The 26,571-nt window shown below is 55.0% G+C and carries 24 protein-coding genes; 10 read left to right on the top strand and 14 right to left on the bottom strand.

Annotation, left to right across the window (positions count from 1 at the left end):
- Positions 1-8: 8 nt before the first annotated feature.
- From G516_RS21590 to G516_RS21585, 5 genes are all read right to left on the bottom strand, one after another.
- Positions 9-1,157 carry a M48 family metallopeptidase gene (locus tag G516_RS21590; RefSeq protein ID WP_051219065.1) on the bottom strand — a complete coding sequence of 383 codons (1,149 nt, stop codon included), beginning with the start codon at positions 1,155-1,157 and terminating at the stop codon, positions 9-11.
- A complete protein-coding gene (locus G516_RS0108035; RefSeq protein WP_028293217.1) occupies positions 1,157-2,245 on the bottom strand; it encodes a YjgN family protein in 1,089 nt (362 codons plus the stop codon). Before G516_RS0108035 ends, G516_RS21590 begins: the two co-directional genes overlap by 1 nt.
- 175 nt (positions 2,246-2,420) lie before the next feature.
- Positions 2,421-2,531 (bottom strand): cytochrome bd-I oxidase subunit CydX, encoded by a 111-nt coding sequence (gene cydX / locus G516_RS24325; protein ID WP_028293216.1) that lies wholly within the window; start codon positions 2,529-2,531, stop codon positions 2,421-2,423.
- A gap of 63 nt (positions 2,532-2,594) precedes the next feature.
- Complete coding sequence (gene cydB, locus G516_RS0108025) at positions 2,595-3,734, bottom strand: cytochrome d ubiquinol oxidase subunit II (protein WP_028293215.1); 1,140 nt, start codon at positions 3,732-3,734, stop codon at positions 2,595-2,597.
- A 15-nt stretch (positions 3,735-3,749) separates the two neighbouring features.
- A complete protein-coding gene (locus G516_RS21585) occupies positions 3,750-5,375 on the bottom strand; it encodes a cytochrome ubiquinol oxidase subunit I (RefSeq protein WP_051219064.1) in 1,626 nt (541 codons plus the stop codon).
- Positions 5,376-5,843: 468 nt separating this feature from the next.
- Between G516_RS21585 and G516_RS0108015 the strand changes: the two genes are divergently transcribed.
- The 5 genes from G516_RS0108015 to G516_RS0107995 all read left to right on the top strand — a co-directional run bounded on the left by G516_RS0108015 (position 5,844) and on the right by G516_RS0107995 (position 11,334).
- Positions 5,844-7,247, top strand: coding sequence for a sigma-54 interaction domain-containing protein (locus G516_RS0108015; protein WP_028293214.1), 1,404 nt, complete (start codon positions 5,844-5,846; stop codon positions 7,245-7,247).
- Between the two features lie 342 nt (positions 7,248-7,589).
- Positions 7,590-8,423, top strand: coding sequence for a TRAP transporter TatT component family protein (locus G516_RS0108010; protein ID WP_036535278.1), 834 nt, complete (start codon positions 7,590-7,592; stop codon positions 8,421-8,423).
- 30 nt (positions 8,424-8,453) lie between these two features.
- A complete protein-coding gene (locus G516_RS0108005; RefSeq protein ID WP_028293212.1) occupies positions 8,454-9,449 on the top strand; it encodes a TRAP transporter substrate-binding protein in 996 nt (331 codons plus the stop codon).
- Positions 9,450-9,517: 68 nt separating this feature from the next.
- Positions 9,518-10,048, top strand: a complete 531-nt coding sequence (locus tag G516_RS0108000; RefSeq protein WP_028293211.1) for a TRAP transporter small permease — start codon at positions 9,518-9,520, stop codon at positions 10,046-10,048.
- The gene (locus tag G516_RS0107995) at positions 10,045-11,334 is read left to right on the top strand and encodes a TRAP transporter large permease (RefSeq protein WP_028293210.1); all 1,290 of its coding nucleotides are present in this window, start codon (positions 10,045-10,047) and stop codon (positions 11,332-11,334) included. The genes G516_RS0108000 and G516_RS0107995 overlap by 4 nt, the downstream gene beginning before the upstream one ends.
- Before the next feature lie 83 nt (positions 11,335-11,417).
- On the opposite strand, the gene G516_RS25145 is transcribed toward G516_RS0107995, so the two are convergent.
- The gene (locus G516_RS25145; RefSeq protein ID WP_281168011.1) at positions 11,418-11,540 is read right to left on the bottom strand and encodes a hypothetical protein; all 123 of its coding nucleotides are present in this window, start codon (positions 11,538-11,540) and stop codon (positions 11,418-11,420) included.
- 765 nt (positions 11,541-12,305) lie between these two features.
- Here G516_RS25145 and katG point away from each other — a divergent pair.
- A complete protein-coding gene (katG, locus tag G516_RS0107985; RefSeq protein ID WP_028293209.1) occupies positions 12,306-14,501 on the top strand; it encodes a catalase/peroxidase HPI in 2,196 nt (731 codons plus the stop codon).
- A 171-nt stretch (positions 14,502-14,672) separates the two neighbouring features.
- On the opposite strand, the gene G516_RS23810 is transcribed toward katG, so the two are convergent.
- Entirely contained in the window at positions 14,673-15,803 is a 1,131-nt protein-coding gene (locus G516_RS23810) for a lipase family protein (protein WP_051219061.1), read from the bottom strand.
- A gap of 15 nt (positions 15,804-15,818) precedes the next feature.
- A complete protein-coding gene (locus tag G516_RS0107975; RefSeq protein ID WP_028293208.1) occupies positions 15,819-16,229 on the bottom strand; it encodes a DUF6795 domain-containing protein in 411 nt (136 codons plus the stop codon).
- A gap of 529 nt (positions 16,230-16,758) precedes the next feature.
- Between G516_RS0107975 and G516_RS0107970 the strand changes: the two genes are divergently transcribed.
- The 4 genes from G516_RS0107970 to G516_RS0107955 all read left to right on the top strand — a co-directional run bounded on the left by G516_RS0107970 (position 16,759) and on the right by G516_RS0107955 (position 21,901).
- On the top strand, positions 16,759-17,559 hold the full coding sequence (locus G516_RS0107970; RefSeq protein ID WP_245582633.1) for a TSUP family transporter: 801 nt from the start codon (positions 16,759-16,761) through the stop codon (positions 17,557-17,559).
- A 277-nt stretch (positions 17,560-17,836) separates the two neighbouring features.
- Positions 17,837-19,069: a hypothetical protein gene (locus tag G516_RS0107965; RefSeq protein WP_028293206.1), complete on the top strand. Its 1,233-nt coding sequence runs from the start codon at positions 17,837-17,839 to the stop codon at positions 19,067-19,069.
- A gap of 297 nt (positions 19,070-19,366) precedes the next feature.
- Positions 19,367-21,382, top strand: a complete 2,016-nt coding sequence (locus G516_RS0107960) for a TonB-dependent receptor (protein ID WP_169449510.1) — start codon at positions 19,367-19,369, stop codon at positions 21,380-21,382.
- Between the two features lie 150 nt (positions 21,383-21,532).
- Positions 21,533-21,901, top strand: coding sequence for a cupin domain-containing protein (locus tag G516_RS0107955; RefSeq protein ID WP_028293204.1), 369 nt, complete (start codon positions 21,533-21,535; stop codon positions 21,899-21,901).
- A gap of 136 nt (positions 21,902-22,037) precedes the next feature.
- Here the strand turns inward: G516_RS0107955 and G516_RS0107950 are convergent, their stop codons facing one another.
- The 6 genes from G516_RS0107950 to G516_RS21575 all read right to left on the bottom strand — a co-directional run bounded on the left by G516_RS0107950 (position 22,038) and on the right by G516_RS21575 (position 26,569).
- Positions 22,038-22,373: a zinc ribbon domain-containing protein YjdM gene (locus G516_RS0107950; RefSeq protein WP_028293203.1), complete on the bottom strand. Its 336-nt coding sequence runs from the start codon at positions 22,371-22,373 to the stop codon at positions 22,038-22,040.
- Between the two features lie 245 nt (positions 22,374-22,618).
- On the bottom strand, positions 22,619-23,923 hold the full coding sequence (gene hisD / locus G516_RS0107945) for a histidinol dehydrogenase (protein WP_028293202.1): 1,305 nt from the start codon (positions 23,921-23,923) through the stop codon (positions 22,619-22,621).
- A gap of 12 nt (positions 23,924-23,935) precedes the next feature.
- Positions 23,936-24,583 carry an ATP phosphoribosyltransferase gene (gene hisG / locus G516_RS0107940; RefSeq protein WP_028293201.1) on the bottom strand — a complete coding sequence of 216 codons (648 nt, stop codon included), beginning with the start codon at positions 24,581-24,583 and terminating at the stop codon, positions 23,936-23,938.
- Positions 24,584-24,610: 27 nt separating this feature from the next.
- A complete protein-coding gene (murA, locus tag G516_RS0107935; RefSeq protein WP_028293200.1) occupies positions 24,611-25,873 on the bottom strand; it encodes a UDP-N-acetylglucosamine 1-carboxyvinyltransferase in 1,263 nt (420 codons plus the stop codon).
- A gap of 13 nt (positions 25,874-25,886) precedes the next feature.
- A complete protein-coding gene (locus G516_RS0107930) occupies positions 25,887-26,135 on the bottom strand; it encodes a BolA family protein (RefSeq protein ID WP_028293199.1) in 249 nt (82 codons plus the stop codon).
- A 125-nt stretch (positions 26,136-26,260) separates the two neighbouring features.
- Entirely contained in the window at positions 26,261-26,569 is a 309-nt protein-coding gene (locus tag G516_RS21575; protein WP_036535274.1) for an STAS domain-containing protein, read from the bottom strand.
- Between the last annotated feature and the right edge of the window lie 2 nt (positions 26,570-26,571).

The raw sequence follows: 26,571 nt of genomic DNA, 5'->3' as shown, positions 1-26,571 counted from the left end.
CTACCAGCCTATTGAGCCTGCTGGTAACACTGTCGCCAACTGCCACCCTCTTGCTGACAATGGGCGATGCTCCTGGCCAGCTCGATGCGTTCATTGGTCATTGGATGGGTGCTGAGGTATTCCATCAGCTGCTGACGATTGGACTCTTCCAGCCAGCCGCTGTTGTCCGTGTCTTCCGAGGCAGCCGTTGCTTCCAGCTCACGGTTGTTCCCTTGCAACAACAGCATGGCGCGGGCTAAGTCATTGGCATCGCGGCCACTGTCGGCCAACTTGCGGAAGGCATACAAGTCGGCTTCGCGTTCCATATCCCGCGAAAAGCCGTTTTGCACCAGGCCCACACCGGCACCCAGCATCACGTCCGCAATCCCATCCACCGAGCCCAACATCATGGCAATGGCCAGCGACATAGTTGCACTCTGGGCCATCATTTCGATGCCGTGGCGATGATATACATGACCAACCTCATGCAGCAGCACCGCGTTCAGGGCATCAGGATCGTCCTGCATCAGGTGTACCAGCCGGTCGGTTAACACCAGCGTGCCGTCCGGCAAGGCAAAGGCATTGGCGACCGCATCGTCATCGCCCCACTGACGGAAGGTCAGCTGATAGCGTTGCGCTTCCAGCCCAGCCCGTTCTGCCAGTTGCAGCCATTGCTGATTCACAGCCAGGCGCTGTTGCTTGCTCAGAGTAGAGGGAGAAAACAGCGTTGCATCGAGGGTATCCAGCGTCCCGCTACTGCTGCTTTTGATGACCACCTCAGGAACGTGATCGGCCACCACCACCGACAGCATGGGAACCCCTTTCACCAGCGTCCAGGCGGTGACGAAAGGCACCAGCAAGGCTGCGGCAAGAATCGCCAGCCAATGGTTTTCCAACCACTCCAGCCAGCGCGAACGCAAGGCCGCCGATGGCCAGCGCCAGTTCGGATCATCGGGGATAAAACGCGAACCGTCGGCAAACAGCACTTCCTGCGGCAAACCGGGAATGGCAGCCGCCAGATCGAATTGCTCTGGGCTGGCGTAATGCAGACCGGCGTTGTCCTGCTGTTGCAGCACCTGAATCGCACCGGTGTCATCAGAACGCGCAACGGCGGCCGTTGAACGGGCCGCCGCTGCAAATTGAAACACGCCGCGAACGGCAGTCAGACCGTCGGACATTAGCCCAGCACTGCCGTACCAACGTCCAGCAGATCGGCGGCTTCTTCACCGAAGGCACTGTCACGGCTTTCAACGCGGTTTACCACGGCATCAGCAGCTACCGGATCGACGGCGATTTCAGTGTGCTGACTCAGCAAACGCGCCATGCGAATACGGGTTACCGGGAACGCCAAACCCAATGTAAAGACCAGCATCAGCAAGTTGGTCAGCATCATCAGTGCGGTGGCGCCAGCAGGCACATCGCTTTTGAAGCTTGCCACATGGCCAACCGTCAGGTTGTTCATTACGTGGTTGCGAATACGCGCTACCCAAATGCCACGAATCAGCTCCATGCCGGCAATGAACACCAGGTACACACCAATAGCACCCAGAATCACGCTGGCGCTTGGGGCATCGGCTACCGCGATGGCGAAGAATGCAGCGCCACCAGCGGCGAAGATCACCGCGTACAAGACCACCATAAACGCACCACAAATCAGGGCGGTGATGTAGTACTCACCAGTGCGGTTGTTCAGTTCAAACGCCTGATCACCCCACTTGACGTGGTTATGCAGGTAATTGTCGATTTCCCTGGTTACCCATGGCATTGCCAAGAACAGGGTGAATACGCTCAGCATCGGAAACACAAAGAAGCGCAGCAGCATGCCGCCATACGTGCCGGTGAAGTCAAAGCGAACATTGCGGTAAGAGGTCATACGCAGCGCAAAGCGGATGCCTTGCAGGATCAGCCATGGCAGCGTGCCGATAAACGCCAGCGAAATAACCAGTTGGATCGCTGGGTGAATGGCACCAATAAAACTCGCCACCACAATCACCGCCAACGCGATCAAACGGCCTTTCAGAATCTGAATAGGAGTTGCCAGAAAAGCAAAGCGATGGCTATCCACCGAGGTATGACCGTACAGGTATTGGGTGTTGCGCACTTTCGCCCACGGGCTGTACAGCCCCAGGGTAACCAGTGTCAGCAAGGCGTTCACAATCCACAGACGGAAATATTCGCCGCCTTTGCCGCTGAATTGAACGCGAGAAACCCGAGCGTTCGCCGGGGATGAAGACGCTGCCGCGGCAGCCGGTGAGTTCGCTTCCATACGATGCTCCAGGAAATCCGTTGAATGATGTTGAGGCTGTATTCAGCCAGTGCGAAGCGTTATAAGCAGCGCCGTTTTCCTGAACAAGCCGTCATCATTCTGTTTGAGAACCAGTGCCAGCTTCCTTGCTCACAATAGTTACTGGTTCTCGTTTTCAGATGGAACCAACGCCCAATCAGGCGTCGGCATCGCGGTCCATGTCTTCGTAAAATTCCAGCCACATGGCATTCATGATGCCAAATGAACAGGCCAGCAATACGCCAAGAATCCAGGCAAAGTACCACATCGTATTTTCCTCTATCGGGTGTCTTGCAGGCCCATCCAACCAGGCCTGCAAGACCAGTCAGTATCAGTAAGTGCTGTATTTGTTGGCTTCAATAAAGTCAGTGGTCAGACGGCCCCACATTTTGTAGTAGCCCCACACGGTGTAAGCCAGAATGATGGGTACAAACACCATCGCCACCCAGAACATAATGGTCAGCGTCATTTCGCTGGACACCACGTCCCACATGGTCAGGCTGTGGTTGGCGTTCAGACTGGATGGCATCAGGAATGGGAACATGGAGAAGCCCGCTGTCAGGATGATGCCAGCCACCGCCACAGAGCTGGAGATAAACGCCAGCGTGGACTTGTTGGACGCCGAGAACAAAGCTGTTGCTGCCAGCCCCAGAAAGCCCAGCAGCGGCGCTGCAATCATCCATGGGTAGAGGCCGTAATTATTCAGCCAGCCACCGGTTTCGGTGATCACGGTTTTATCCAGCGGTGTGATCACACCGGCAGTGTCTTTGGTGGTGGCCACAATGCTGTAACCGTCGATGCCCATCCAGATCCAGATGCCCGCCAGCGCAAACAGCGCTGCCACCAGCACCGCCAGAGCGGCACCCCAGCGACGGGCACGGTTATGCAACTCGCCCACGGTACGCATTTGCAGCCAGGTCGCTCCGTGCATCATCAGCATGCCCAGCGATACCAGTCCGCACACCAGCGCAAACGGGTTCAGCAGCGCCCAGAACGAACCGGTATAGAAAGAACGCATGTACTCATCAAAGTGGAACGGAACCCCCAACAGCAGGTTGCCAAACGCCACACCGAACACCAGCGAAGGCACCGCGCCGCCAATCGACAGGCCGGTATCCCACAGCAAGCGCCAGCGGTCGTCGTCGACCTTGGCGCGGTATTCAAAGCCTACCGGACGGAAAAACAGGCTGAACAACACCAGCAGCAAAGCCCAGTAAAAACCGGAAAACGCCACCGCGTAGACCACTGGCCAGGCGGCAAAGATCGCCCCACCGGCGGTGATAAACCACACCTGGTTACCGTCCCAGTGCGGGCCAACCGTGTTGAGCATGACCCGGCGCTCGTTGTCGGTGCGACCAATGATGCGCAGCAGGGCTGTGACGCCCATATCGAAGCCGTCAGTTACGGCGAAGCCAATCAGCAGCACGCCGACCAGCACCCACCAGATGACTTTCAGAATTTCGTAATCCATCGTCTGTTCTCCTGATCAGGCGTTGTCTTTGCGAGACAGCATGGGTTGAGTGGCGGGGGTTGCAGAACCGGCATGCTCAGCTCCCTCTTCTGCACCGCTTTCATGGTGGTAACGACCCGTGTGCAGGGCGGATGGCCCCAGACGGGCGTACTTGAACATCAGGTACACTTCGGCAATCAGGAAGCCGGTGTACAGCAACACAAAGAAGGCGATGCTCAGAATCAGATCCAGCTCGGAACGGGTAGACGCTGACAGGAAGGTTGGCAGGACTTCGCCAATCGACCACGGCTGACGGCCAAATTCCGCCACGAACCAGCCCATTTCACAGGCAATCCAGGGCACCGGAATCGCCCACAGCAGGGCTTTTTGCAGCCAGGTTTGCTGGTCGATGGTCTGGCGGGCGGAGTGCCAGAACGCCAGTGCCACCAGAATCAACATCAGGAAGCCCATCGCCACCATGATGCGGAAGGTAAAGAACATAGGCGCTACCGGTGGAATGGAGTCCCGTGCTGCCGCCTTGATTTGCTCGTCGGTAGCATCCACGACGTTGTCGGTGTAACGCTTCAGCAGCAGGCCGTAACCCAGGTCGTCCTTCACATCGTCAAAAGCAGCGATGTTAGCTTCTGATTTGTCTCCGGCTTTCAGGTCATTGAACAGTTGATAGGCATCCATACCATTGCGAATGCGGTCTTCGTGCTCCACCAGCAAATCGGAAATACCGGTCACTTCCTCGGTGGTCGAACGAGTAGCAATCAGGCCCAGCACGTAAGGAATCTTGATGGCGTAATCGGTCTCCATGGTGTCTTCATTTGGCAGACCAATCAGCGTAAACGCCGCCGGCGCCTCGTGGGTGTGCCACTCGGCTTCAATAGCTGCCAACTTGGTTTTCTGAACGTCGCCAATTTCATAGCCGGATTCGTCACCCAGCAGAATCACACTCAGAATCGCTGCCATACCAAAGCTGGATGCAATGGCAAACGAGCGACGGGCAAACGGCAGGTCACGCTTTTTCAGCATGTAGTACGAAGAAATCCCCAGCACAAACATGGCACCGGTGATGTAACCGGCCGACACGGTATGAACAAACTTCACCTGCGCCACCGGGTTAAACAGCACGTCGGCAAAGCTGGTCATTTCCATGCGCATGGTGTCGATGTTGAACTCGGCACCCACCGGGTTTTGCATCCAGCCGTTGGCAATCAGAATCCACAGCGCCGAAAAGTTGGAGCCCAGCGCCACCAGCCAGGTGGTCGCCAGATGCTGCAACTTGCTCATGCGGTCCCAGCCAAAGAAGAACAAACCCACAAAGGTGCTTTCCAGGAAGAACGCCATCAGACCTTCAATCGCCAGCGGCGCACCGAAGATGTCCCCGACATAGTGGGAGTAGTAAGCCCAGTTGGTACCAAACTGGAATTCCATGGTCAGACCGGTGGTAACGCCCAGCGCAAAGTTGATACCGAACAACTTGCCCCAGAACTTCACCATGTCCTTATAAACCTGCTTACCCGTCATCACGTAAGCAGATTCCATAATGGCCAGAATGAACGACAACCCCAGGGTCAGGGGTACAAACAGAAAGTGATACAGCGCAGTAATCGCAAACTGCCACCGCGACAGCTCCACCATGGTTTCACTGATCATGGCTATCCTCCAAAGGCAACGCCCCAGAACGTTGATGATTAAGATGTGAGTGAATGTCACTGAATAACCGGCGCGTCACTCGCCACGCCGGGTCTGAACGATGATCGATGGGTGCTCAGCTGCCGCCGCAGCTTACCCGCCGCCCCTCACAGGACCGATGCGACCGGAAGTCGCAGCCATGAGAGATGTCAACCAACGGGTCCCTGTTTCTGAGAGGAATAGCAAGCCGAGTGCCAGACTTTGAAATGGATCACAGGAAAGTGGTCAGTCCAATTTTTCATTGAGACACGTCAATAAGCCGACTGGATTTGGACATTACGAGCCAGATAAATCGACTCACAAAAGATAACTTTGAAGGAAAATTAACTGGCCAATAAAAGCTGGCCTAGAGGATTTGTGGAAAGCTACTTGCCAATATGGCAAACCTGTCGCACCATCAAGACAAATTTGTCATAAGCTTTGCCAAATATGTCAGACAATGCCTACCCAACTATTCCGGCCATTTCTTCCCTACTGGACGCTTTTGCCTCACCGGCGATTCTGATGGATCGCAACTACGTGATCCGGGCCGCCAACCGCGCCTACCGGGAAGCCTACTCTGGCAGCACGGCATTGCTGGGCCGGCACTGTTATGAAGTCTCCCATGGCTACGAAGCACCCTGCGACCGCGCTGGCGAAGACTGCCCGCTGCAAGGCTGTCTGCGCACCAATCAGCGCCAGCGGGTACTGCACATTCACAACACTCCCAATGGCAAAGAGCACATTGATGTCGAACTGACCCCGGTACACAACAGCGCTGGCGAGATCGAATACTTCGTAGAAATCATGCATCAGGTGCATGCCCCGGATCGGTTTGAGAAAAACCGCATGGTTGGCTTCAGCCCGGCCTTTAATCAGATGCTGGAATTATTAAGCCGCGCCGCACCGTCAGACATCAGTGTGTTGCTGCTGGGCGAATCCGGCACCGGCAAGGAACTGGCTGCCCAATACCTGCATGAACACAGCGACCGCGCCAAACGGCCGTTCGTTACCGTGGAATGCTCTGGCCTTAGCGAAAGCCTGTTTGAAAGCGAGCTATTCGGCCACGAAAAAGGCGCCTTTACCGGTGCCAGCCAGCGCAAACAAGGGCTGGTTTCGTCCGCCGAAGGCGGCACCCTGTTTCTTGACGAAGTCGGCGACATTCCACTGCCCATGCAGGTAAAACTGCTGCGCCTGATCGAAACCGGCACCTATCGCCCGGTAGGCAGCGTGACCGAACGCAAAGCCAACTTCCGACTGATTTGCGCCACCCACCGCAACCTGCTGGAAATGGTCGCCGAAGGCCGCTTCCGTCAGGACCTGTACTACCGCATATCGCCGTTCCCTATCTTGCTGCCGTCCCTCCACGAACGCCGTCAGGACATCGTGCCGATCGCCGAACGGATACTGAAACAGCTGAAATACGATCGTCCGATCCAGCTGTCCGACAGCGCCCGCCACTGGCTTGCCCAACAACACTTTGCCGGCAACATCCGCGAACTGCGCAACCGCATCGAGCGGGCAATTTTGCTGTGTGACAGCGACCGCATTGAACCGCAACACCTGCAGCTCCCCGCCATCCTAGCCTCAACTGGCCACAGCGCAATCCCGCTCGAAACACCGCTCAATGCAGCGGAGGCCTCGATGCAAAATGACATCGAAGACATGACAGACGCCTTTGCTGAAGCCTTTGCCGACCTCCCTGCTGTGCCGCTGGAACAACTGGAAATGCACTACCTGAACGGTCTGCTGGAAAGCTACAACGGCGACAACGCCGAACTGGCTGCCGCACTCAACATCAGCGAACGCACCCTCTATCGCAAACTCGCCAAAGCCAAACAGCCGCGGGGCTGAGGAGTCGGGAGTCGGGAGTCGGGAGTCGGGAGTCGGGAGTCGGGCAGAATTGTGGGAGAGAGCTTGCTCTCGATAGCAACGCTGACATTCCTGCATTCAAGCAGCAATTCTCGCCACACCGTCCACACTTCCTGATGGCTAACAACTCCCTGCAGCACAAGTGTCAATTACTGTCACCAGCAAAACAGTGATTTACAGCCCCTGCTGACGAACCGTCAGGGCCCTTGTGAGTCAGGGTCATTAAACGGCCGCATTAAGGTGTGTACAATGGCGCGCAATTTTGAGCATTCCTGTCCGGTTATAAAGTTAATCTCGATGAGAACGTGTGAAGCGAAGTCTGTGATGAAGAAACTGATTCTCTGCCTGGCGGCCCTGTCGCTGGCTGCCTGTTCGGTTGGCAACCTGCCGAAGAACCTGTCCCGTTCGATGATGAACAACCCCAACCCGGAAGTGGTTGCCGCCGGCGCGCCAGCCTACCTGCTGCTGCTGGATGCTCTGGTACTGACCTACCCGGAAAACGAAGACTTCCTGATCTCGGCCGCCAAGCTCTACGGCGCCTACTCTGGTGTGTTCTCAAAAGACCCACAGCAAGCCAAAAACATGGCCGACCGTGCACTGGAATACTCCACCCGCGCCTTGTGTGAATACGACGACGATGCCTGCGAAGCCGTCAAACAGCCACAGGACAAAATGCTGGCTGTGCTGAACGAAGACTTTGACGAAGATGACATTGAAGTCTTTTACGCCTACGCCACCGCCAAAGCCGGCTGGATTCAGGCCAACAGCGACGACTGGGGTGCCATTGCCGAACTGGGCAAAACCAAGGCCCTGATGCAATGGGTTGCGCAATACGATCCGGGTTACGACCACGGCACCTTGCAGGTGTACCTTGGCGTGATGGAAACCCAGCTGCCACCCTCACTGGGCGGCAAGCCAGAGGTTGGTAAAGCCCACTTTGAACAAGCGCAACAATACAGCAACGGCAAACACCTGATGGCCAAGGTACTGTACGCCAAGCAGTACGCCCGTCTGATGTTCGATCAGGAACTTCACGACCGCCTGCTGAACGAAGTCATCAATGCCGACCCCGAAGCCGAGGGTCTGACCCTGATTAATCGACTGGCCCAGGAAGAAGCCAAGGTGCTGCTGGCCGGTTCTGCTGAATATTTTGAATAACAATTTCAAGCAACTACTGAGAGTCCATTCATGAAGACCAAACTGATTGCCCTGGGTCTGATGTTGATCAGCTGCTGTAGCCTGACCCAGGCTGCGACCCTGAAAATCGCCACCCTGGCACCAGACGGCACCGGCTGGATGAAAGCCATGCGCGCAGCCGCCAGCCAGATCAAGACCGAAACCGACGGTCGCGTAAAAATGAAGTTCTTCCCGGGTGGCGTACAAGGCAGCGACAAAACCGTATTGCGTAAAATGCGCATTGGTCAGCTGAGTGGCGGTGCAGTCTCCGCCGGTGCCCTGACCGACGTTGCCAACGAAGTGCAGCTGTACAGCCTGCCATTCACCTTCCAGACACCAGAAGAACTGTCGCAAGTTCGCGCCGAGTTCGACCCGTTCATAATCAAAGCCGTTGAAGACAAGGGTTACGTGGTACTGGGCCTGACCGAAGGTGGCTTCGCCTACCTGATGGGCAACAAGCCGCTGCGCACCCAGGCTGACTTCAGCGGCACCAAGGTATGGGCCCCGGAAGGTGATGTGGTCAGCGCCACCGTGTTCCAGAACGCCGGTATCGACCCGATCCTGCTGCCGATCTCTGATGTGTACACCAGCCTGCAAACCGGCCTGATCGACACCGTTGGCGTCAACATGACCGCTTCCATTGCGCTGCAATGGCACACCAAACTGAGCCACACCACCGACCTGCCACTGCTGTCCTTGACGGGCATGATGGTGGTCAGCGAGAAAGCCTTCAAAAAGCTGTCCGCTGAAGACCAGGCCACCGTTCGCCGCATCATGAAAGACACCTACGCGGCCATGGACAAACAAAACGCCAAGGACGAAGCCGGTGCTCGCAAGGCACTGGAAAACAGCGGCATGACCTTCGTACAACTGACCGACGACGAAAAAGCCACCTGGCAGTCGCTGGCCGACCGCGCCCTGACGCAACTGGCCACCGAAGGTGTTTACCCGGTTGAACTGTACCAGCAACTGCAAGCCCGTCTGACCGAGCTGCGCAGCGCGCAATAATCGCTAAACCATCGGCTCCAACTGCGCCGTTCGCCGTTGGAGCCACGCCCTGATTTGAGTGATTCCCTGTGAATAAATCCCCCCTACAACGGCTGTTAGCCGCGATCCACACGCTGGAAGACAGCCTGCTGGTGATCGTGCTGGCGGTGATGGTGGTACTGGCCGCCACCGATATTCTGTCGCGCACCTTCTTTGGTGGCGGTGTGCTCTGGATCTCCCCGGCCTTGCGGGTGATGGTGCTGTGGTTGGGTCTGTTGGGCGGCATGGTGGCCACCCGCTCCCGTGAGCATATTTCGATCGATCTGGTAAACCGACTGGCTCCTGCCAAAGTCGCCCAGATGCTGTCCATTATCACCAACGCCTTTGCGGCGTTTATTTGTGCACTGGTCGCTTGGCACGCCAACGCCTACGTTGAAATGGCACAGGAATTTGGCGACATCGCCTTTGGCGATATTCCAGCCTGGCCTCTGCAGGCCATTATTCCGTTCAGCTTTGGCATCATGGCGCTGCGGTTTACCATTCAAACCCTGCAAGCCTTGTTCAATACCCTGACTGGCCGACTGCCTGACAGCGAGCACAAGCAGGAGGCCGACGCATGAGCATTCTGGTTCCACTGATTTTGTTGCTGCTGGCATTGTCCGGCACACCGCTGTTTGTGGTGATTGCCGCCTCTGCCATTTGGGGCTTCTACCAAACCGACGTCGACCTGATGGTGATGGCGGTAGAAATCTGGCGCATCGCCGAAATGCCAGTGCTGATTGCCATTCCACTATTCACCTTTGCCGGTTATCTGTTGGGTGAAAGCAAGGCCCCGCAGCGTCTGGTGCGCATTACGGATGCATTCCTCGGCTGGATGCCGGGCGGTCTGGCCATCGTGGCACTGGTGACCTGTGCGTTGTTCACAGCTTTCACTGGTGCATCCGGTGTAACCATTGTCGCACTGGGTGCGCTGCTGGTGCCGGCGCTGCAAAAGTCCGGTTACCCGGAACGCTTTAACCTCGGTCTGGTCACCACATCGGGTTCATTGGGCCTGCTGTTTGCGCCGTCGCTGCCGCTGATTCTGTATGGCGTCGTGGCCCAGCAAATGTCGCTGGATGTGCCTGTATCCATCGACGACCTGTTCATCGCCGGCTTGCTGCCGGGTGCGCTGATGCTGGTTGCCCTGTCGCTCTACAGCGGTTGGGTGTCCCGCAATGCCGAGCGCGACCACCAGCCATTCGACAAAGCCGAAGCCTGGGCTGCCCTGAAAGACGTGCGTTGGGAAATGCCACTGCCGTTTTTGGTCTTGGGCGGCATCTACGGCGGCTGGTTTGCGGTATCAGAAGCGGCGGCCATTACGGCGCTGTACGTGTTCGTGGTGAGCGTGCTGATTCGCCGTGAAATTCCATTCGGCCAGCTGTTTGGGGTGATGCGGGATTCCATGAAACTGGTGGGAGCGATTCTGCTGATTCTGGCAGTGTCCATGGCCTCCACCAACTACATGATTGATGCCGGTGTGCCAGAACAAATCTTCGGATTTATTCAGCAACACGTATCCGACGGCTTCACCTTCCTGCTGCTGCTGACCGTATTCCTGCTGATTCTGGGCATGATGCTGGATATCTTCTCCGCCATCGTCATCATGATTCCGATCATTCTGCCGATTGCGCTGGAATACGGCATTCACCCAATCCACCTGGGTATTCTGTTCCTGGCCAATATGCAGCTGGGCTACTTTACCCCGCCGGTGGGCATGAACCTGTTTATTGCCAGCTTCCGCTTCAATAAGCCGGTGATGGAACTGTACCGGGCAACCTTGCCGTTCTTCTTTATTCTGCTGGTGACCGTGCTGATCATCACCTTCTGGCCAGCACTGAGCCTGTGGTTGTTGGGGATTGAGTCCTGAGCGATGCAAAGGTATTCAGAGGAGCCCTGGCGTTTAACAACGCCGGGGCTTTTTTGATTTCGGGGGGGAAAGATTTCAGGAAATTACAGCTGCTCGTGCTTGCGGGCTTCTTCCTTGTCCGCACGATTGATGCGAATCGCATTGGCAGCCAGCCAGGCAACACTCATACAGCCTATACACGCCATAAACACCATATCAGCTTCCATCGCAGTTCCCTCCCTGATTACTGCTCTAGTGATAATTTTGTTATTTTTTGATCAATTAATAACCATCTTTGTAGCACTATAGAACACTGGGGACCCTCTGAACAACTCTGCACAGCTCTGCGCGTGTCCTGCAGTTTGTCAGAACAAGGCGGCGAATGCAGCGGAATGGCTTGCCCTTTCCAAATTCGCCAACGCCGTTCTGGCTGACTGCAGGCCGCGCCCAAAGGGGACGACAGGGCCTTGCTGATTCTGTGTCGCTGATTTTTGACTTGACCCGTCAGGCCTGCAAATCAGCTTCGTGACTCAGCTTCGCCCTGTCATCCAGAGCGGGCACCGGGTTATTCAGAGGGCCCCTGGACACAAGCTGCCGGATGATTTAGCGGAACCAACGCTCATTCCGCCCCTAACTGGCCGCTTTGCGACACAACATGCCAGCTACACAGTCCATTTACCCAAGCCAGCACCACATCAGAACCATCGTCTATACCTATAACCAGTGCGTAACACCCGGCTAGTACAACTTTCTCCGGGACCTCTGGTCGCACTATCCATGCACCTGCGGAAGCAGGAATCTAAAATAGCTATTAGAACCATAATTTTGATTATATTTATTTAATCAACCGTCTTTATTACAGTGAATTCATCGACGCACGGCTGCCAAGACAGCCAGCGGAGGGGATCATCGCGGCCAGATGAAGGAGCCGTGATTAGCATCGGAAAAGACCCTGTTGGGTCAGTCACTCGATAAAAATATGGGAGTAGACCATGTCGAACACCACACCATCTGCGGGCAAGTGCCCGGTTATGCACGGCAGTAACACCCAAGCCAACCAATCCGCTACCGACTGGTGGCCGAATGCCCTGAACCTCGACATTCTGCACCAGCACGATGCCAAGACTGACCCGATGGGCAACGACTTTGATTACCACGAAGCCCTCAAGCAACTGGATGTCGAAGCCCTGAAACAAGACCTGCGCGAACTGATGACCTCCAGCCAGGAATGGTGGCCAGCCGACTGGGGCAGCTATGTCGGCATGTTTGCCCGTGTGGCATGGCACGCAGCGGGTTCCTACCGCGTGCAGGACGGTCGTGGCGGCGGCGGCACCGGTAACCAGCGCTTTGCACCACTGAACAGCTGGCCAGACAACGTCAACACCGATAAGGGCCGTCGTTTGTTGTGGCCTATCAAGAAGAAGTACGGCAACAAGATTTCCTGGGCCGACCTGATCATCCTGTCTGGCACCATCGCCTATGAAGTGGCAGGCCTGAAAACCTTCGGCTTCGGCTTTGGCCGTAAAGACATCTGGCACCCGGAAAAAGACATCAACTGGGGCTCCGAGCGCGAATGGCTGGCAGCGTCTGACAACCGTTACGAAGAAGTGTCCAAGCCAGACACCATGGAAAACCCGCTGTCTGCGGTACAAATGGGCCTGATCTACGTGAACCCGGAAGGCGTCAACGGCAACCCGGACCCACAGCAGACCGCGTACCACATTCGTGAAACCTTCGCCCGCATGGCGATGAACGACGAAGAAACCGCCGCCCTGACTGCCGGTGGTCACACCATTGGTAAATCACATGGTAACGGCAACGCCGAAGACCTCAGCGCCGAACCAGAAGCGGCCGACATCGACGCCCAGGGCATGGGCTGGATGAACACCAAAGGCCGTGGCATTGGCCGCGACACCGTGGTGAGTGGTATTGAAGGTGCCTGGACCAAGAACCCAACCAAGTGGGACATGGGCTACTTCGAAATGCTGTTTGGCCACGAGTGGGAACTGACCAGTTCCCCTGCCGGTGCCCACCAGTACAAGCCAGTGGACATCAAAGAAGAGGACATGCCGGTTGACGTTGAAGACCCATCCATCCGCGTGATGCCGATGATGACCGACGCCGACATGGCCATGAAAGTCGACCCGATTTACAACGAGATCTGCCAGAAATTCATGGCAGACCCAGAGTACTTCAACGACTGCTTCGCTCGCGCCTGGTTCAAACTGACCCACCGCGATCTGGGACCAAAAGCGCGCTACATGGGCCCGGATGTACCGGCAGAAGACCTGATCTGGCAAGACCCGATTCCGGCTGGCAACACCCAGTACGACATCGGCGGCCTGAAGTCAGCCATTGCCCTTGCCGTTGAAAAAGGCGGCCTGACCATTGGTGAAATAATCGCGACCGCCTGGGACAGCGCCCGTACCTTCCGTGGCTCTGACAACCGTGGTGGTGCTAACGGTGCCCGTATCCGTCTGGCTCCTCAGAAGGATTGGGAAGGCAACGAACCAGAACGCCTGGCCAAGGTACTCAGCGTACTGGAACCACTGGCTGAAAAAGCCGGTGCCTCCATCGCCGACGCCATCGTACTGGCCGGTAACGTGGGTATCGAACTGGCCGCCAAAGCCGGTGGCGTAGACGTCACGGTTCCATTCACGCCAGGTCGCGGCGACGCTACCGACGAAATGACCGATGCCGAATCGTTCGACGTACTGGAACCGATCGCAGATGGTTTCCGCAACTTCATGAAAGGCGGTTACGTCAACGCCTCTGAAGACATGCTGCTCGACCGCGCTCAACTGCTGGGCCTCACCGCCCCGGAAATGACCGTATTGATCGGTGGTATGCGAACGCTTGGTACCAACTACGATGACGGCGAAAAGAACAGCAAACACGGTGTATTCACCGAACAGGCAGGCGTACTGAACAACGCCTTCTTCGATGTTCTGACCGACATGAAGTACAAGTGGGAACCGGCCAGCAAGAAGCACTACAACATTGTTGACCGCACCACCGGCGAGACCAAATACACCGCCACCCGCGTGGACCTGGTATTTGGCTCCAACTCCATCCTGCGCTCATACGCCGAGGTGTACGCACAGGACGACAACAACGCTAAGTTCGTTAACGACTTCGTCAAAGCCTGGGTGAAAGTCATGGACGCCGACCGCTTTGATGTGAAGTAAAAGTCGGGAGCGTCAGACGTCTGAAGACGGACACTTTCCGGGAGCGCGGGCCGCTGGCCCGCAATTTTGACCTAAAAAGCAGCTTCGGCTGCTTTTTTGTTGCTTATAAAACAGGCTACAACGCTCTATGGAGAGGAACGCCTCACTCCAGGAGAAAACACCAGTAGACCATCAAGCAGCCATAGCAATCGCCTGCTTAACGGTAATTTCAAGCATATCGGCAACCCGGTTTAACAAAGATGATATCACCGAGCGAGTAAGATTTTTCTCCTCATTTGGAATATCAAATCCAACAACCCTTGCAATTTTCCGCAAAAATTTAATCACCCACTCTGATGCTGAATTTGCCAGACTGATACCTTTTGCCAAAACAACTGAAAGATAATCCGCAATGGACATGCCGGACATAAGCTGAACATTTGTAGATTCATTAATAGATCGAATCAGATAGTAAGTAGCGAAGTTAACCCAGATCCAGAACTTAGCCGACCCTGTAAATTCATTATCCTTACTATCAAGCCAAATTTTAATCATATCAAATGAAGGAACTGGCTCCCGAGCTTTCAGCTCCTCCCAGCTTCTCGCCCTAGACACCGAATTGATATAATTATCCATTTTGTGTGCACTAAGACGTATTCCATTCCCATCATTTATGTAGCAAGAAATTCCATTTAATGGAGCATGCCCGAACGGGTAAAGTGGAACATAGGTAACAGGGTCCTGACTGTTAGCAACACGATGAATATTTTTCGCATCAAGTGAAATCGTCAAATTTCCCGGAAACCCATGAGGTCCTACACCAACCCTGGGCGCACCAAATGTATATAGAGATACCTCAGAGGCTGTTCTCTTGCGTTTAATCCATTCAGCTGCAAGGTTTGCCAAAGCTCCCCCCAGGCTGTGACCAACGCAGTGAATAGTATTAGCGTCCTTGTGTTGGTCCAGGTATTCGATCAGCTGACCTTTCAAGCTATTGAATGCGTCCTGAAAGCCGGAGTGCACAAGATCTCCAGTATCATTAGCCACTGCGGATGCCCTCAAGTCCGTTTTAATATCGTGTGGGCTACTCATTCGGGTTCCACGGAACACTAGAAATAAGTGATCTTTGTAATTACCCGATCCCCTCGCGAAAAAGCCAAAATCGGATGTTGTACGGAATGATTTTTCTGAACCGGTTGTAGCATAAAAACCTTTACCAGAGCTCAAGAAATCAATTTCTGACAATAAGCCCTGAGTAATAAAGTCGTCTGTTGTTAAATAAGCTGTTTGAGCGAGATCAGCAAACTCCTTTGGGGACGGCATAGGTTTAAAATCCTTTTAATTAAACGTACAAATTGAAATTACAATACCATTGGTCTTTACGGAAGATTTCATTGGTTTAGCTTCATCGTTCACATCACATATTGCGTCCTCTACTTTGTAACCAACCTCCGAGAACTCTTGTGGTTCAAGCTTTCCTCCTCGCCAAACCAATATCTCTTTTTCGCCAACCATAGCTGTAATATATTGGTGAACCACAAACTGATCGATATCATCCACCAGAGGACGAGCCCACATGCTTTCAAATCTGAAGTAACCATCTTCATCGGTAATAACGCTGTCTTCATAAAGCTTTTCCCGGTATTCAGCTTTACGATGAAGCTCCACATTACTGATAGGTGATCCCTTGTCTACCAGCCTTCCCGAAACGCCAGAGAAAAGGCATTTCTTTTCAAGAAAGAAACCCATACTTTTATCCTTACTGTAGCAAACGCCAGATGTGCATAACGTCAATCCCCAAAAAAACATAAAGATGAATCTGGCTCTTTCGTTACACACGGCATGTCCTTAATTTCTAGTCGAACCAATGTTAAAACAGGACAGCATTCTCTCAGTGCAGGGGATTGTAAAATTGAGAGATAAGTTTCGTTAAATCAGAAAAGAATGATGTTTATTTGAAGTTGAACACACAAGTTCAGAGAGCCATCTGCTCGAGGGCTCCTTGGCAGCTTTGATCACAATCAAGATGCTCGGAGAATTGACTTAAGGCCTGATACATTGTGAACCGAGCGCCGATAAACCAAATGTCCCGAATGCCGATCCATTCAAACCACCAGCGCCCCTACTCACCCAACAGCTCACTGTAATTACTTGACGATTACCGTGTATGGCAGTGCAATACGTGGCTTTTGACAACCTTGTTAGCGCCGGTGTCTATGGCTCCCTTGTCATGCCAGTAACTTCACCTAATGCACTGCTTTAGCTTGCCGGAGTCCTTTTGGATCTTTTCAGTTTTTTGCCCGATCTCGCTGCTTCCAGCCAATTCCCGGCAGACGTCCTCGCCTTTCTATTTGTTACAGCACTGGTCGCCGGTTTGCTCGATACCCTCGCCGGTGGCGGTGGTTTGATTGTGGTACCCGCGTTGATGATGAGCGGTGTGCCACCGCTGGCGGCGCTGGGTACCAATAAGCTGCAAGGCAGTGTTGGCACGGCAACGTCGTCGTTGATGATGCTGCGTAAAAAGCGGGTGCAATGGCCAGAGATAAAACCGCTGATGGCGGCGGCGTTTGCCGGTTCAGTCGGCGGTACTATTGTGGTTCAGTTTATCGATACCGACGCGCTGGCATTTGTGATTCCGGTCGTGCTGCTGATGATTGCGGTGTACTTTCTGATTTCACCAACGCCAGTTGCCAGCAGTGAAGCTCGGGTATCAGCCGCCAATTATCGGCGTTATATCGTCCCGGGTATTGGCTGTTACGACGGCATGTTTGGTCCCGGCACCGGCTCGTTTTTCACACTGGCCGGAGTGTCGTGCAAGGGACTGGAGATGATTGCTGCCACCGCCATGGCCAAGCCGCTGAATTTTGCCACCAACATTGCTTCCTTGATGGTGTTTTTGTTGGCAGGTCATGTGGTGTGGTCAATCGGCTTGTTGATGATGCTTGGCCAGGCCATCGGTGCCTGGTGTGGCGCGCACTGTCTTGTTCGAATTAACCCTGCCTGGCTACGTGGCATTGTGGTGATTATGTCGCTGGGAATGTTACTGAAGTACGCCAGCTCGATGGGTTGGATTGGTTAGCAACCAGTCCGACTCAGGGTCATCCCGCTTACCATTACTCACACGAAAATTAATTTTTTGTGACAGCAGTCTTCTTCTGCATTTTGAAGTGAGCACACGCTTACTTTATAGCCCTTTTCACCTCTAGAACTAAGCTCATCCCATTCCGCATAGCCAGAATTCCAGACCTATTCCTGCCCTATGCCTTTTCTGACAAACACTTGCCTTACCCCCGGGTAGTTATGATACAACATTACAATTGTTACGTAATAACAAACCTGACTCCCGGATTGCCACCATGCCAAAACATCTTCACTTGCTTCTGCTCGCCGCTGCTGTTTCTTCCCTCACCGCCTGTGGTGGTTCCAGCAGTGATTCATCTGACGACACCACTGAAGAAGAACACGAGCACGCTCAGCGCTTCTTGTATTCCGATAACAACGCATCTGACCTGATGGTGTTCGACCATGCCGAAGAAGCCTTTGAATTGGTGGGCCAGGCCAGTGAAGTTGCCACTCAACTGATCAAGTCTGACGATGGCCTGACCGCGGCGGTCATCTGCAGCACGGGCATCCAGTTTGTGGATGGTGGTGTGGAAGAGCACGATGAATCCGAAACAACCACTGAAGAAGAGCACGAAGAAGCCAGCCTGCTGGATCTCGCCATCACTCGCGACAACCCACAGGTCGTGATGACCGCCAACCACTACGCGGTACTGAACAACGGCAATACCGACTTTTACCCGGCCAGCACCTTGGCCGACGCCACAGCTGCCGAGGAAGACATCAGCATCGAGGGTTACACCCAAACTGCCCCGGCCCTGATTTTGGATGAAGAACACGGTTTGTACGCGCTGTTCGATGGCGATTCCGTAGACGTATACGAAGGCAGCGAAGCGACGGACGTGAGCTTCAACTGCGCCGATTTGGGCACTGTGGTGCACTCCGGCAGCCTGGCGCTGATTCAATGTGGTAGCACCGTGAACTACCTGCTGTTGCAAGAAGACGAGACCAGCGAAGAAGCGGTAGTAAACTATGGCGACAGCGGTATCACTGGTACGGTTCTGGGCATGCAAGCCGCTGGCGGTCTGGGTCTGGTCTACACCAGCGAGATGGCTTATGTCGTTCATGGTCACGACGACCACGTTCATGCGGAAGATTCTGGTCTGAGCCTGGAAGACGGCCAACAAATTTGTCTGGCAAGCATGAACCCAACTGGCGGTTACCTGCTGGCCATTCGTGACGATGCCACTGGTGCCGTGATTGATCTGGCTGAAGAAGACGCAACCGCGACCGTCAGCATCACCCTGACCGACGCCACCGCCAACTTCAGCTGCAACAACCTGACCGTGGGTGCAGCCGACGAAGCCTTTATGGTTGCCGATAGCGACAGCGGTAGTCTGTATGTTATCGACGCTCACGAAGGCGGCGCCTTCCACCTGCACGGTGTTGAAGCACTGCCGGACAATACCAACATCAGCAGTGCTGTTTTGTTGTCGGCATCGGAAGCCGAAACTGATCACGTTCACTGATTGAACGCGAGACTGAAAGGCCGCACAGGATGCGGCCTTTTGCCGTTTTGAATCTCCGCCATTTATGGCCCTGAATGCCGATGCCAACGTATGAATAACCTGACACCCGTTACCCGTCCCTCCAAGCGACAGCCAGTTCATCTGAAGTCCTTGCAACTGAAGCCTTTGTTCATACAGACACTGTTGCTTCTGCCACTGGTTGCCGTTTCTGCTCATGCTGAAGACGCTGGGCACAGCCATACACATAACCATGCAGAAACTCATTCAGCCGATAGCGAACAGCCGTTAGAAGAGGTCGTGGTCAAGCAAGCGGCGCCTTCGTCTTCAGAGCTGACCAGTGAATGGATGGGTGCCGAAGAGCTGGCTGGCAACCGCAATAAGGCATTGGGCGAAGTAATGGAAGCCATTCCCGGTGTCAGTAACGCCTCGTTTGGTCAGGGTGTCGCCCGCCCAATGGTACGGGGACTGTCGGGTAACCGGGTGGAAATTCTGAATGGTGGTTCCGATGCTGCGGATTTGTCGTCCCTGAGTGCCGACCACGCGCCGATGGTCGATCTGGCCGCTGCCGACGGCGTGGAGTTACTGCGCGGCCCGCTGGCGCTTCGACAAGGCAACTCCAGTCTGGGCGGTGTGGTCAATGTGCTGAGCGGTCGCATTCACGACGTCGAATTTGATGGCGTGTCTGGCTCAGCAACCGCAGGCTACAGCAGCAACAACAACGGCAAAACCCTGATCGCCCGGATGGATGCAGGTAACGGCCGCAACGTGCTGCACATCGACGGTTTTACCCGCACCACTGACAACTATCACGCCGGTACGGGCGGAGCTCGTTCTGGCGAAGTGATCAACAGCGACGCAGATGCTGCGGGCGCTGCCATCGCCTACAGCCATATTTTTAACTACACCGACTACGTTGGTATCAGCGCCAGCCGCCTGACCAGCGACTACGCCATTCCCAATGAAGACAACGACGATCTTCGGGTAAAACCAGAGCAAAACCGCTACGAAGTTAAAGGCAATATCGGCCTTAACGGCGGGCTGTTCGCTGATATTTTCACAGACTTCAGCTGGCATGCCAGCTACGCCGATTACGAACATGGCGAACTGGAAGGCGACACCGTCGCAGGTTTGTTCCTGCAAGACTTTGCCGACCTGCAAACCGAACTGGCCTGGAGCGGTCTGGCTGGCTGGTTAAGCGGCTGGGAAGGCCATCTTGGGCTGGGCGCCAACTGGCGTGAATTACAGCTGTGCCACGACCACTCCGGCTGTAGCGACGTACCGGACTTCAGCGATGCTGAATGGGATGGCACCGAGGGCAGCGACTTCTACAGCTACGAAGGCGGCTCCTTTGCCCACGACACGCCAATGCCAATTACCCAATCGCGGGACATCATTGCTTACGTAACCGCCTCTGGCGAACTCGAATTGAACGGCAGTTATATTGGCCAGTTGGATCTGGCAGCCCGATATCAGCCTCGCCACATTGAAGCTGACCCAACCAATATTCGGGTGAACTACCGTCGCGCCGCCAGTTACTACGACGACCGCGATTTTCATCCGCTAACCCTGTCTGCTGCGCTGACCACGGATGTGAACGACAGCAGCACGCTGACCACCACACTGTCGCGAGTCCAGCGAGCCCCCGTCGCCGATGAGATTTACTGGAATGGCGACCACCATGCGATTTTTGCGTTTCAGCTGGATAACCCAAACCTGAAAACCGAAACCGCCTACGCCATCGACCTCAGCTGGCAAGGCCAGACCGACCGCAGCGACTGGCGCATTGCTACCTACCTGTACGAATACGACGGCTATATCTACAACGAACTGCAAAGCTATCGTGACCCATTCCATGGCCGCCATGTATACAAACACATGCAAGCAGATGCTCGCCTGGCCGGTGTAGAAGCCAGCTGGCTCTATCAGCTGTCAGATAACTGGGAAACACACCTGAAAGCGGCGACCAGCCGCGGCTGGCTGACCGACGGTGGAGACCCATTGCCACGCCTGCCAGCAGATAATGTCAGCCAGTCTGTTCAATACCGTTACGATGGCGGCTCATTGAATGCCGAGTGGCAGCTGCATCTGCGTCAAACCCGATTGGCCGATGCCGAGACCGAAACCCCGTCCTGGTATCAGTTGAATCTGAGCTGGAGCCAACAATTGGGCAGCGACCTGGACGCACCACAATTGATGCTGAAAGCCACCAACATCACCGACCAGTACGGCATGCAGCACACCACCACGCTGAAAGACTACGCCCCGGTGATGGGCCGAAATGTCTCGCTGGAGCTGACCGTACCCTTTGGCTAAGACCTTCCCCCAACATCTGCTGGAGCAGGCTTGCCTGCGATGTTCAACAGGGAGCAGCAGACGGAATAGATACCCACCGCTGGGTATCTATTCCTTGCTCAAAGCTCACTAGACTGGTGTGGATTATTTACTGCAGCAGCGGATTTTCTCATGAGCAAAAACCTCTCCGACCTGATCAACTTCGCCACCAACAACGCCGAACGTGAAACCTACCCCACGCCGCCCGACCGTCTGGTAAAAGGCCAGCCACAACAAAACAACCAACTGCACTATGCCGCCGAAGATCGCTTTTTTGCTGGTGAATGGGGCGCAGAGGTTGGCTGCTGGAAGGTCGAATACACCGAGCATGAGTACTTCCACATTCTCAGTGGCAAGTCGATTATCCGTGATACCGAAGGCAACGAACTGGAGCTGAACCCTGGCGACAAGGTATGCGTACCGGCAGGTTTCAAGGGCGAGTGGGAAGTGATCGAACCGACGCAGAAAATCTACGTGGTGTATGAAGAGCCACAGGGCTGATTGTCAGATTCCGGCACTGAGATAGCCCGGACGGTGCGCAGTGCACACCCTACTTACACAAAATAACTATAGGAGCTGGCTTGCCTGCGATAAACAGACAAGCATTGCTCCTATATCATTTGGCTAAAGCGCCAAATCAAGCTTTCTTGACGAACGCCGCGGTTACCATCATTTCGCCGTAGCCATCAACTTTGCAGTCCAGCTCGTGGTCTTTGGCATCCACAATACGACGAATGGTCGCCTTGGTGCCGACCTTGATCACGGTAGAGCTGCCTTTCACCTTCAGGTCCTTGGCGGCGGTTACCTTGTCGCCAGCCACCAGCTTGGTGCCGTTGGCGTCTTTGGCGGTTGGCTCGTCGTCTTCAACCACTTCGTTCGGGTTCCACTCGTGGGCACATTCCGGGCAGATCAACAGCGCCTGATCTTCGTAAACGTATTCAGAGTTGCACTGTGGGCATGGAGGCAAGGACATGGTCACTCTCTCGTCGTGGTTGAAAACTGAGGCGCGGATAGTAGTCGGTATGGCGGGATTTGGCGAGAGTTGGCTTACAAAATGTGTGGGATTTCTGACAAGAACGTCGTGATGAATGCCGGGCAGGAACCGGGTAAGCCAACACTACAACTAACCACCCACAAAAAAGCAGCCCGAAGGCTGCTTTCTGTGTCACTGCTAACGCGTGTTTCAAGAACCGAGGAATCAGTCCTTGATGCGACTGCTTAGTCCTTGATGCGGTATTCGGCAGAACGGGCGTGCGCGGTCAGGAATTCACCACGAGCCAGTGTCGACGCGGTTTTGCCCAATTCAGAAGCACCGTCAGCAGAGCACATGATCAGTGAAGAACGCTTCTGGAAGTCGTATACGCCCAGCGGTGACGAGAAACGCGCAGTGCCGGACGTTGGCAGTACGTGGTTCGGTCCGGCACAGTAGTCACCCAATGCTTCGGCGGTGTAGCGACCCATAAAGATGGCACCAGCGTGGCGTACGTTTGGCAGCCATGCTTCCGGATCTTCAACCGACAGCTCCAGGTGCTCTGGTGCAATGCGGTTGATGATGGCGATGGCGTCTTCGTCGGAGCTGGCGTGAATCAGCGCGCCACGATCGGTCAGTGACGTCTTGATGATGTCCTGACGTTCCATGGTTGGCAGCAGCTTGTTGATGCTGGCTTCAACCTGATCAAGGAAGTCGCTGTCGGTGGATACCAGAATCGACTGGGCGTCTTCGTCGTGCTCGGCCTGGGAGAACAGGTCCATAGCAATCCAGTCCGGATCAGTCTTGCCGTCGCATACCACCAGAATTTCAGATGGGCCAGCGATCATGTCGATACCAACCTGACCGAACACCATACGCTTGGCGGTAGCAACGAAGATGTTGCCCGGACCAACGATTTTATCCACACCCGGTACGGTATCCGTGCCGTAAGCCAGAGCAGCAACAGCTTGTGCGCCACCGATGGTTAATACACGGCTAACACCCGCTGCAGCGGCGGCAGCCAATACCAGCTGGTTCAATTCACCACCCGGGGTTGGAACTACCATGATGATTTCCTGCACACCCGCCACGTGGGCCGGAATCGCGTTCATCAGCACGGAAGACGGATACGCCGCTTTACCACCCGGTACGTAAATACCAACGCGGTCCATCGGGGTAATTTTCTGACCCAGTACGGTGCCGTCGGCTTCGGTGTAGCGCCAGGAATCCTGAGTCTGGTGTTCGTGGTAGGCACGCACACGGTCAGCGGCCTTGATCAGGGCTTCTCGCTGGGTTTCCGGCAACGTGTCCAATGCTTCCTGCAGCTGCTGCTGGTTCAGTTCCAGCTCAGCCATGGACTCAACGGACATGCGGTCGAACTTGTTGGTGTATTCGATCACCGCGGCATCACCACGGCTACGCACGTTGTTAACGATGTCGGTTACCGCTTGCTGTACGCCAGCGTCAGACACGGCTTCCCATGCCAGCAGAGTATCCATCTGGCTGGCGAAGTCGTCCTGGGCAGAACTGAATCGACGAATGCTGATAGTCATATCCACGTCCCCTTATTTGGCTTGTTGCTGACGCTCAACCGCGGCAGCAATCTGATCGATGATGGGCTGAATCTGGGCGTGCTTCACCTTCATGGAAGCGCGGCTGGCCACCAGACGGGAGCTGATGTCGCCAATGTGCTCCAGCGGCTCAAGACCGTTGGCCTTGAGGGTATTACCGGTATCAACGATATCCACAATCAGGTCAGCCAGACCCATGATCGGCGCCAGTTCCATACCGCCGTACAGCTTGATGATGTCGACCTGACGGCCTTGTTCAGCAAAGTACTGCTTGGCGACGTTGACGAATTTGGTGGCGACCTTCAGACGGCCTTCCGGCAGCTGATAGCCTTTTACACCAGCGGTCATCAGGCGACAGGTGGCAATCTTGAGGTCCAATGGCTCGCACAGGTTGCTGCTGTTGTATTCCATCAGCACGTCCTTGCCAGACACACCCAGATCCGCTGCACCGTACTCTACGTAGGTCGGCACGTCGGTCGCACGAATCACGACCAGCTTGATATGCTCATGGTTGGTATCAAAAATCAGCTTGCGGCTTTTCTTGATATCTTCCGCCGGATGGATGCCCGCTTCCGCCAGCAATGGCAGGGTGTCATCCAGAATGCGGCCCTTGGATAGAGCAATAGTCAACGGTTGGGTCATGGTGTCCTCAATATTCCAGGGTGCCCGTCAGGAGATCCGACGAATGTTGGCACCCAGCTGCTGAAATTTTTCTTCAATGCATTCGTAACCACGGTCGATGTGGTAAATGCGGTTCACGTCGGTGGTGCCTTCGGCGACCATGGCGGCAATCACCAGCGACGCCGAAGCGCGCAGGTCCGTCGCCATCACAGGAGCACCGTTCAGTTTTGAACGGCCGGTAACAATGGCGGTGTTGCCTTCAACGTGAATGTCAGCGCCCATGCGCACCAGTTCCTGGGCGTGCATAAAGCGGTTTTCAAATACGGTTTCGATCACTGTACCAACGCCTTCGGCCACCGCATTCAGAACCACAAACTGGGCCTGCATATCGGTCGGGAATGCCGGGTGCGGTGCGGTGCGGATGTTCACGGCCTTCGGACGACGGCCGGTCATATCCAGCTCAATCCAGTCGTCACCACAGGTGATTTCAGCACCGGCTTCACGCAGTTTTACCAGCACGGCGTCCATGATCTCTGGGTCGGTATCACGACAGCGTACCTTGCCACCGGTTACCGCAGCGGCCACCAGATAGGTTCCGGTTTCGATGCGGTCTGGCAGTACTTCGTAAGAGCAGCCGTGCAGTTCTTCAACGCCTTCCACAGTGAGGGTGTCGGAACCAATGCCGGAGATGTTTGCACCCATGGCGTTCAGACAGTTGGCCAGATCCACCACTTCCGGTTCACGGGCAGCGTTTTCAATCACACTGGTGCCGTCGGCCAATGCCGCCGCCATCAGGATGTTTTCGGTGCCGGTTACGGTCGGTGTATCCAGGAAAATACGCGCACCTTTCAGACGGCCACCCGGCACATGAGCCTTGATGTAACCTTCCAGTACTTCTACTTCGGCACCCATGGCTTCCATACCGCGCAAGTGCAGATCCACCGGGCGGGAGCCAATGGCGCAACCGCCAGGCAGGGATACTTCGGCTTCGCCGTAGCGAGCCAGCAACGGGCCCAGTACCAGAATCGAAGCGCGCATGGTGCGCACCAAATCGTACGGGGCAACGCAGCTGTTGACGTTGCGGCAGTCGGTTTCAACCGCCATGTCTTCGGTAATAGCAACTTCAACACCCATGCAGCCAAGCAGTTCGAGCATGGTGGTGATGTCGTGCAAGTGCGGCAGGTTGCCCACTCGCATCACGCCTTTGGCCAGCAGGGTGGCCGCCAGAATCGGCAAGGCAGAGTTTTTTGCGCCCGAGATACGAACATCGCCGGCCAGACGATTACCGCCGACAATCTGTAGCTTTTCCATTAAAGGGTCCTGATCAGAGGGCAGCGAATTCTGCTTCGGTGTAGGTTTTGATGGTAATCGCGTGCAGGGAGCCGCTGGCAATCATCGGGTTCAGCACCTTGTATACCGCTTGCTGACGCTTGACGGCGTTAAGGCCGTCGAACATGTCGCCAACACCCTGCACCTGATATTGATAACCGTCGCCACCGACAGTCCATGTTACGTCAGGCAGTTCGGATTCCAGCAGAGTCTGGATTTCGCTTGTAGAAGGGGGTGTGGTCATGTAGCTCCACCGGGTTGGAAAATTTTGGAGCTACGAATGATACCGGAATTAATGAAACAGAATAAGTATGGATCTGATTGAGTGATGTAATAGTGAACCCGTTTTGAGCCACTGAGCACTGCTTGTTAGCTTTTAAGCAACACACCAGCAAACACCGGCTCCAGTTCACTGACCTGAATGATTGGCAATAGCGACTCGGGCACGTTGCTCACGGTCATCGCCACATCAGCAGCCTGAGCCGCTCGCAGCCACTCCAATAACAGCGCAACAGCGGCACTGGAAACCTGTTCAACGGCCGCCATATCGAGGTTCCAGTTACTGCCAGCGTTGGCAATCAACTGTTTACCTTCATCCACCAGAGCCACCACCGAGATGGCATTGAGGGTGCCGTTAAGGGCGGCGTTTTGTGCCGACAGGGATTCCAGTGACGTCACGT

It is taken from the genome of Oceanobacter kriegii DSM 6294, from assembly GCF_000422845.1.
Taxonomy (GTDB): domain Bacteria; phylum Pseudomonadota; class Gammaproteobacteria; order Pseudomonadales; family Oceanobacteraceae; genus Oceanobacter; species Oceanobacter kriegii.
This window is presented reverse-complemented; position numbering and strand designations above follow the sequence as displayed.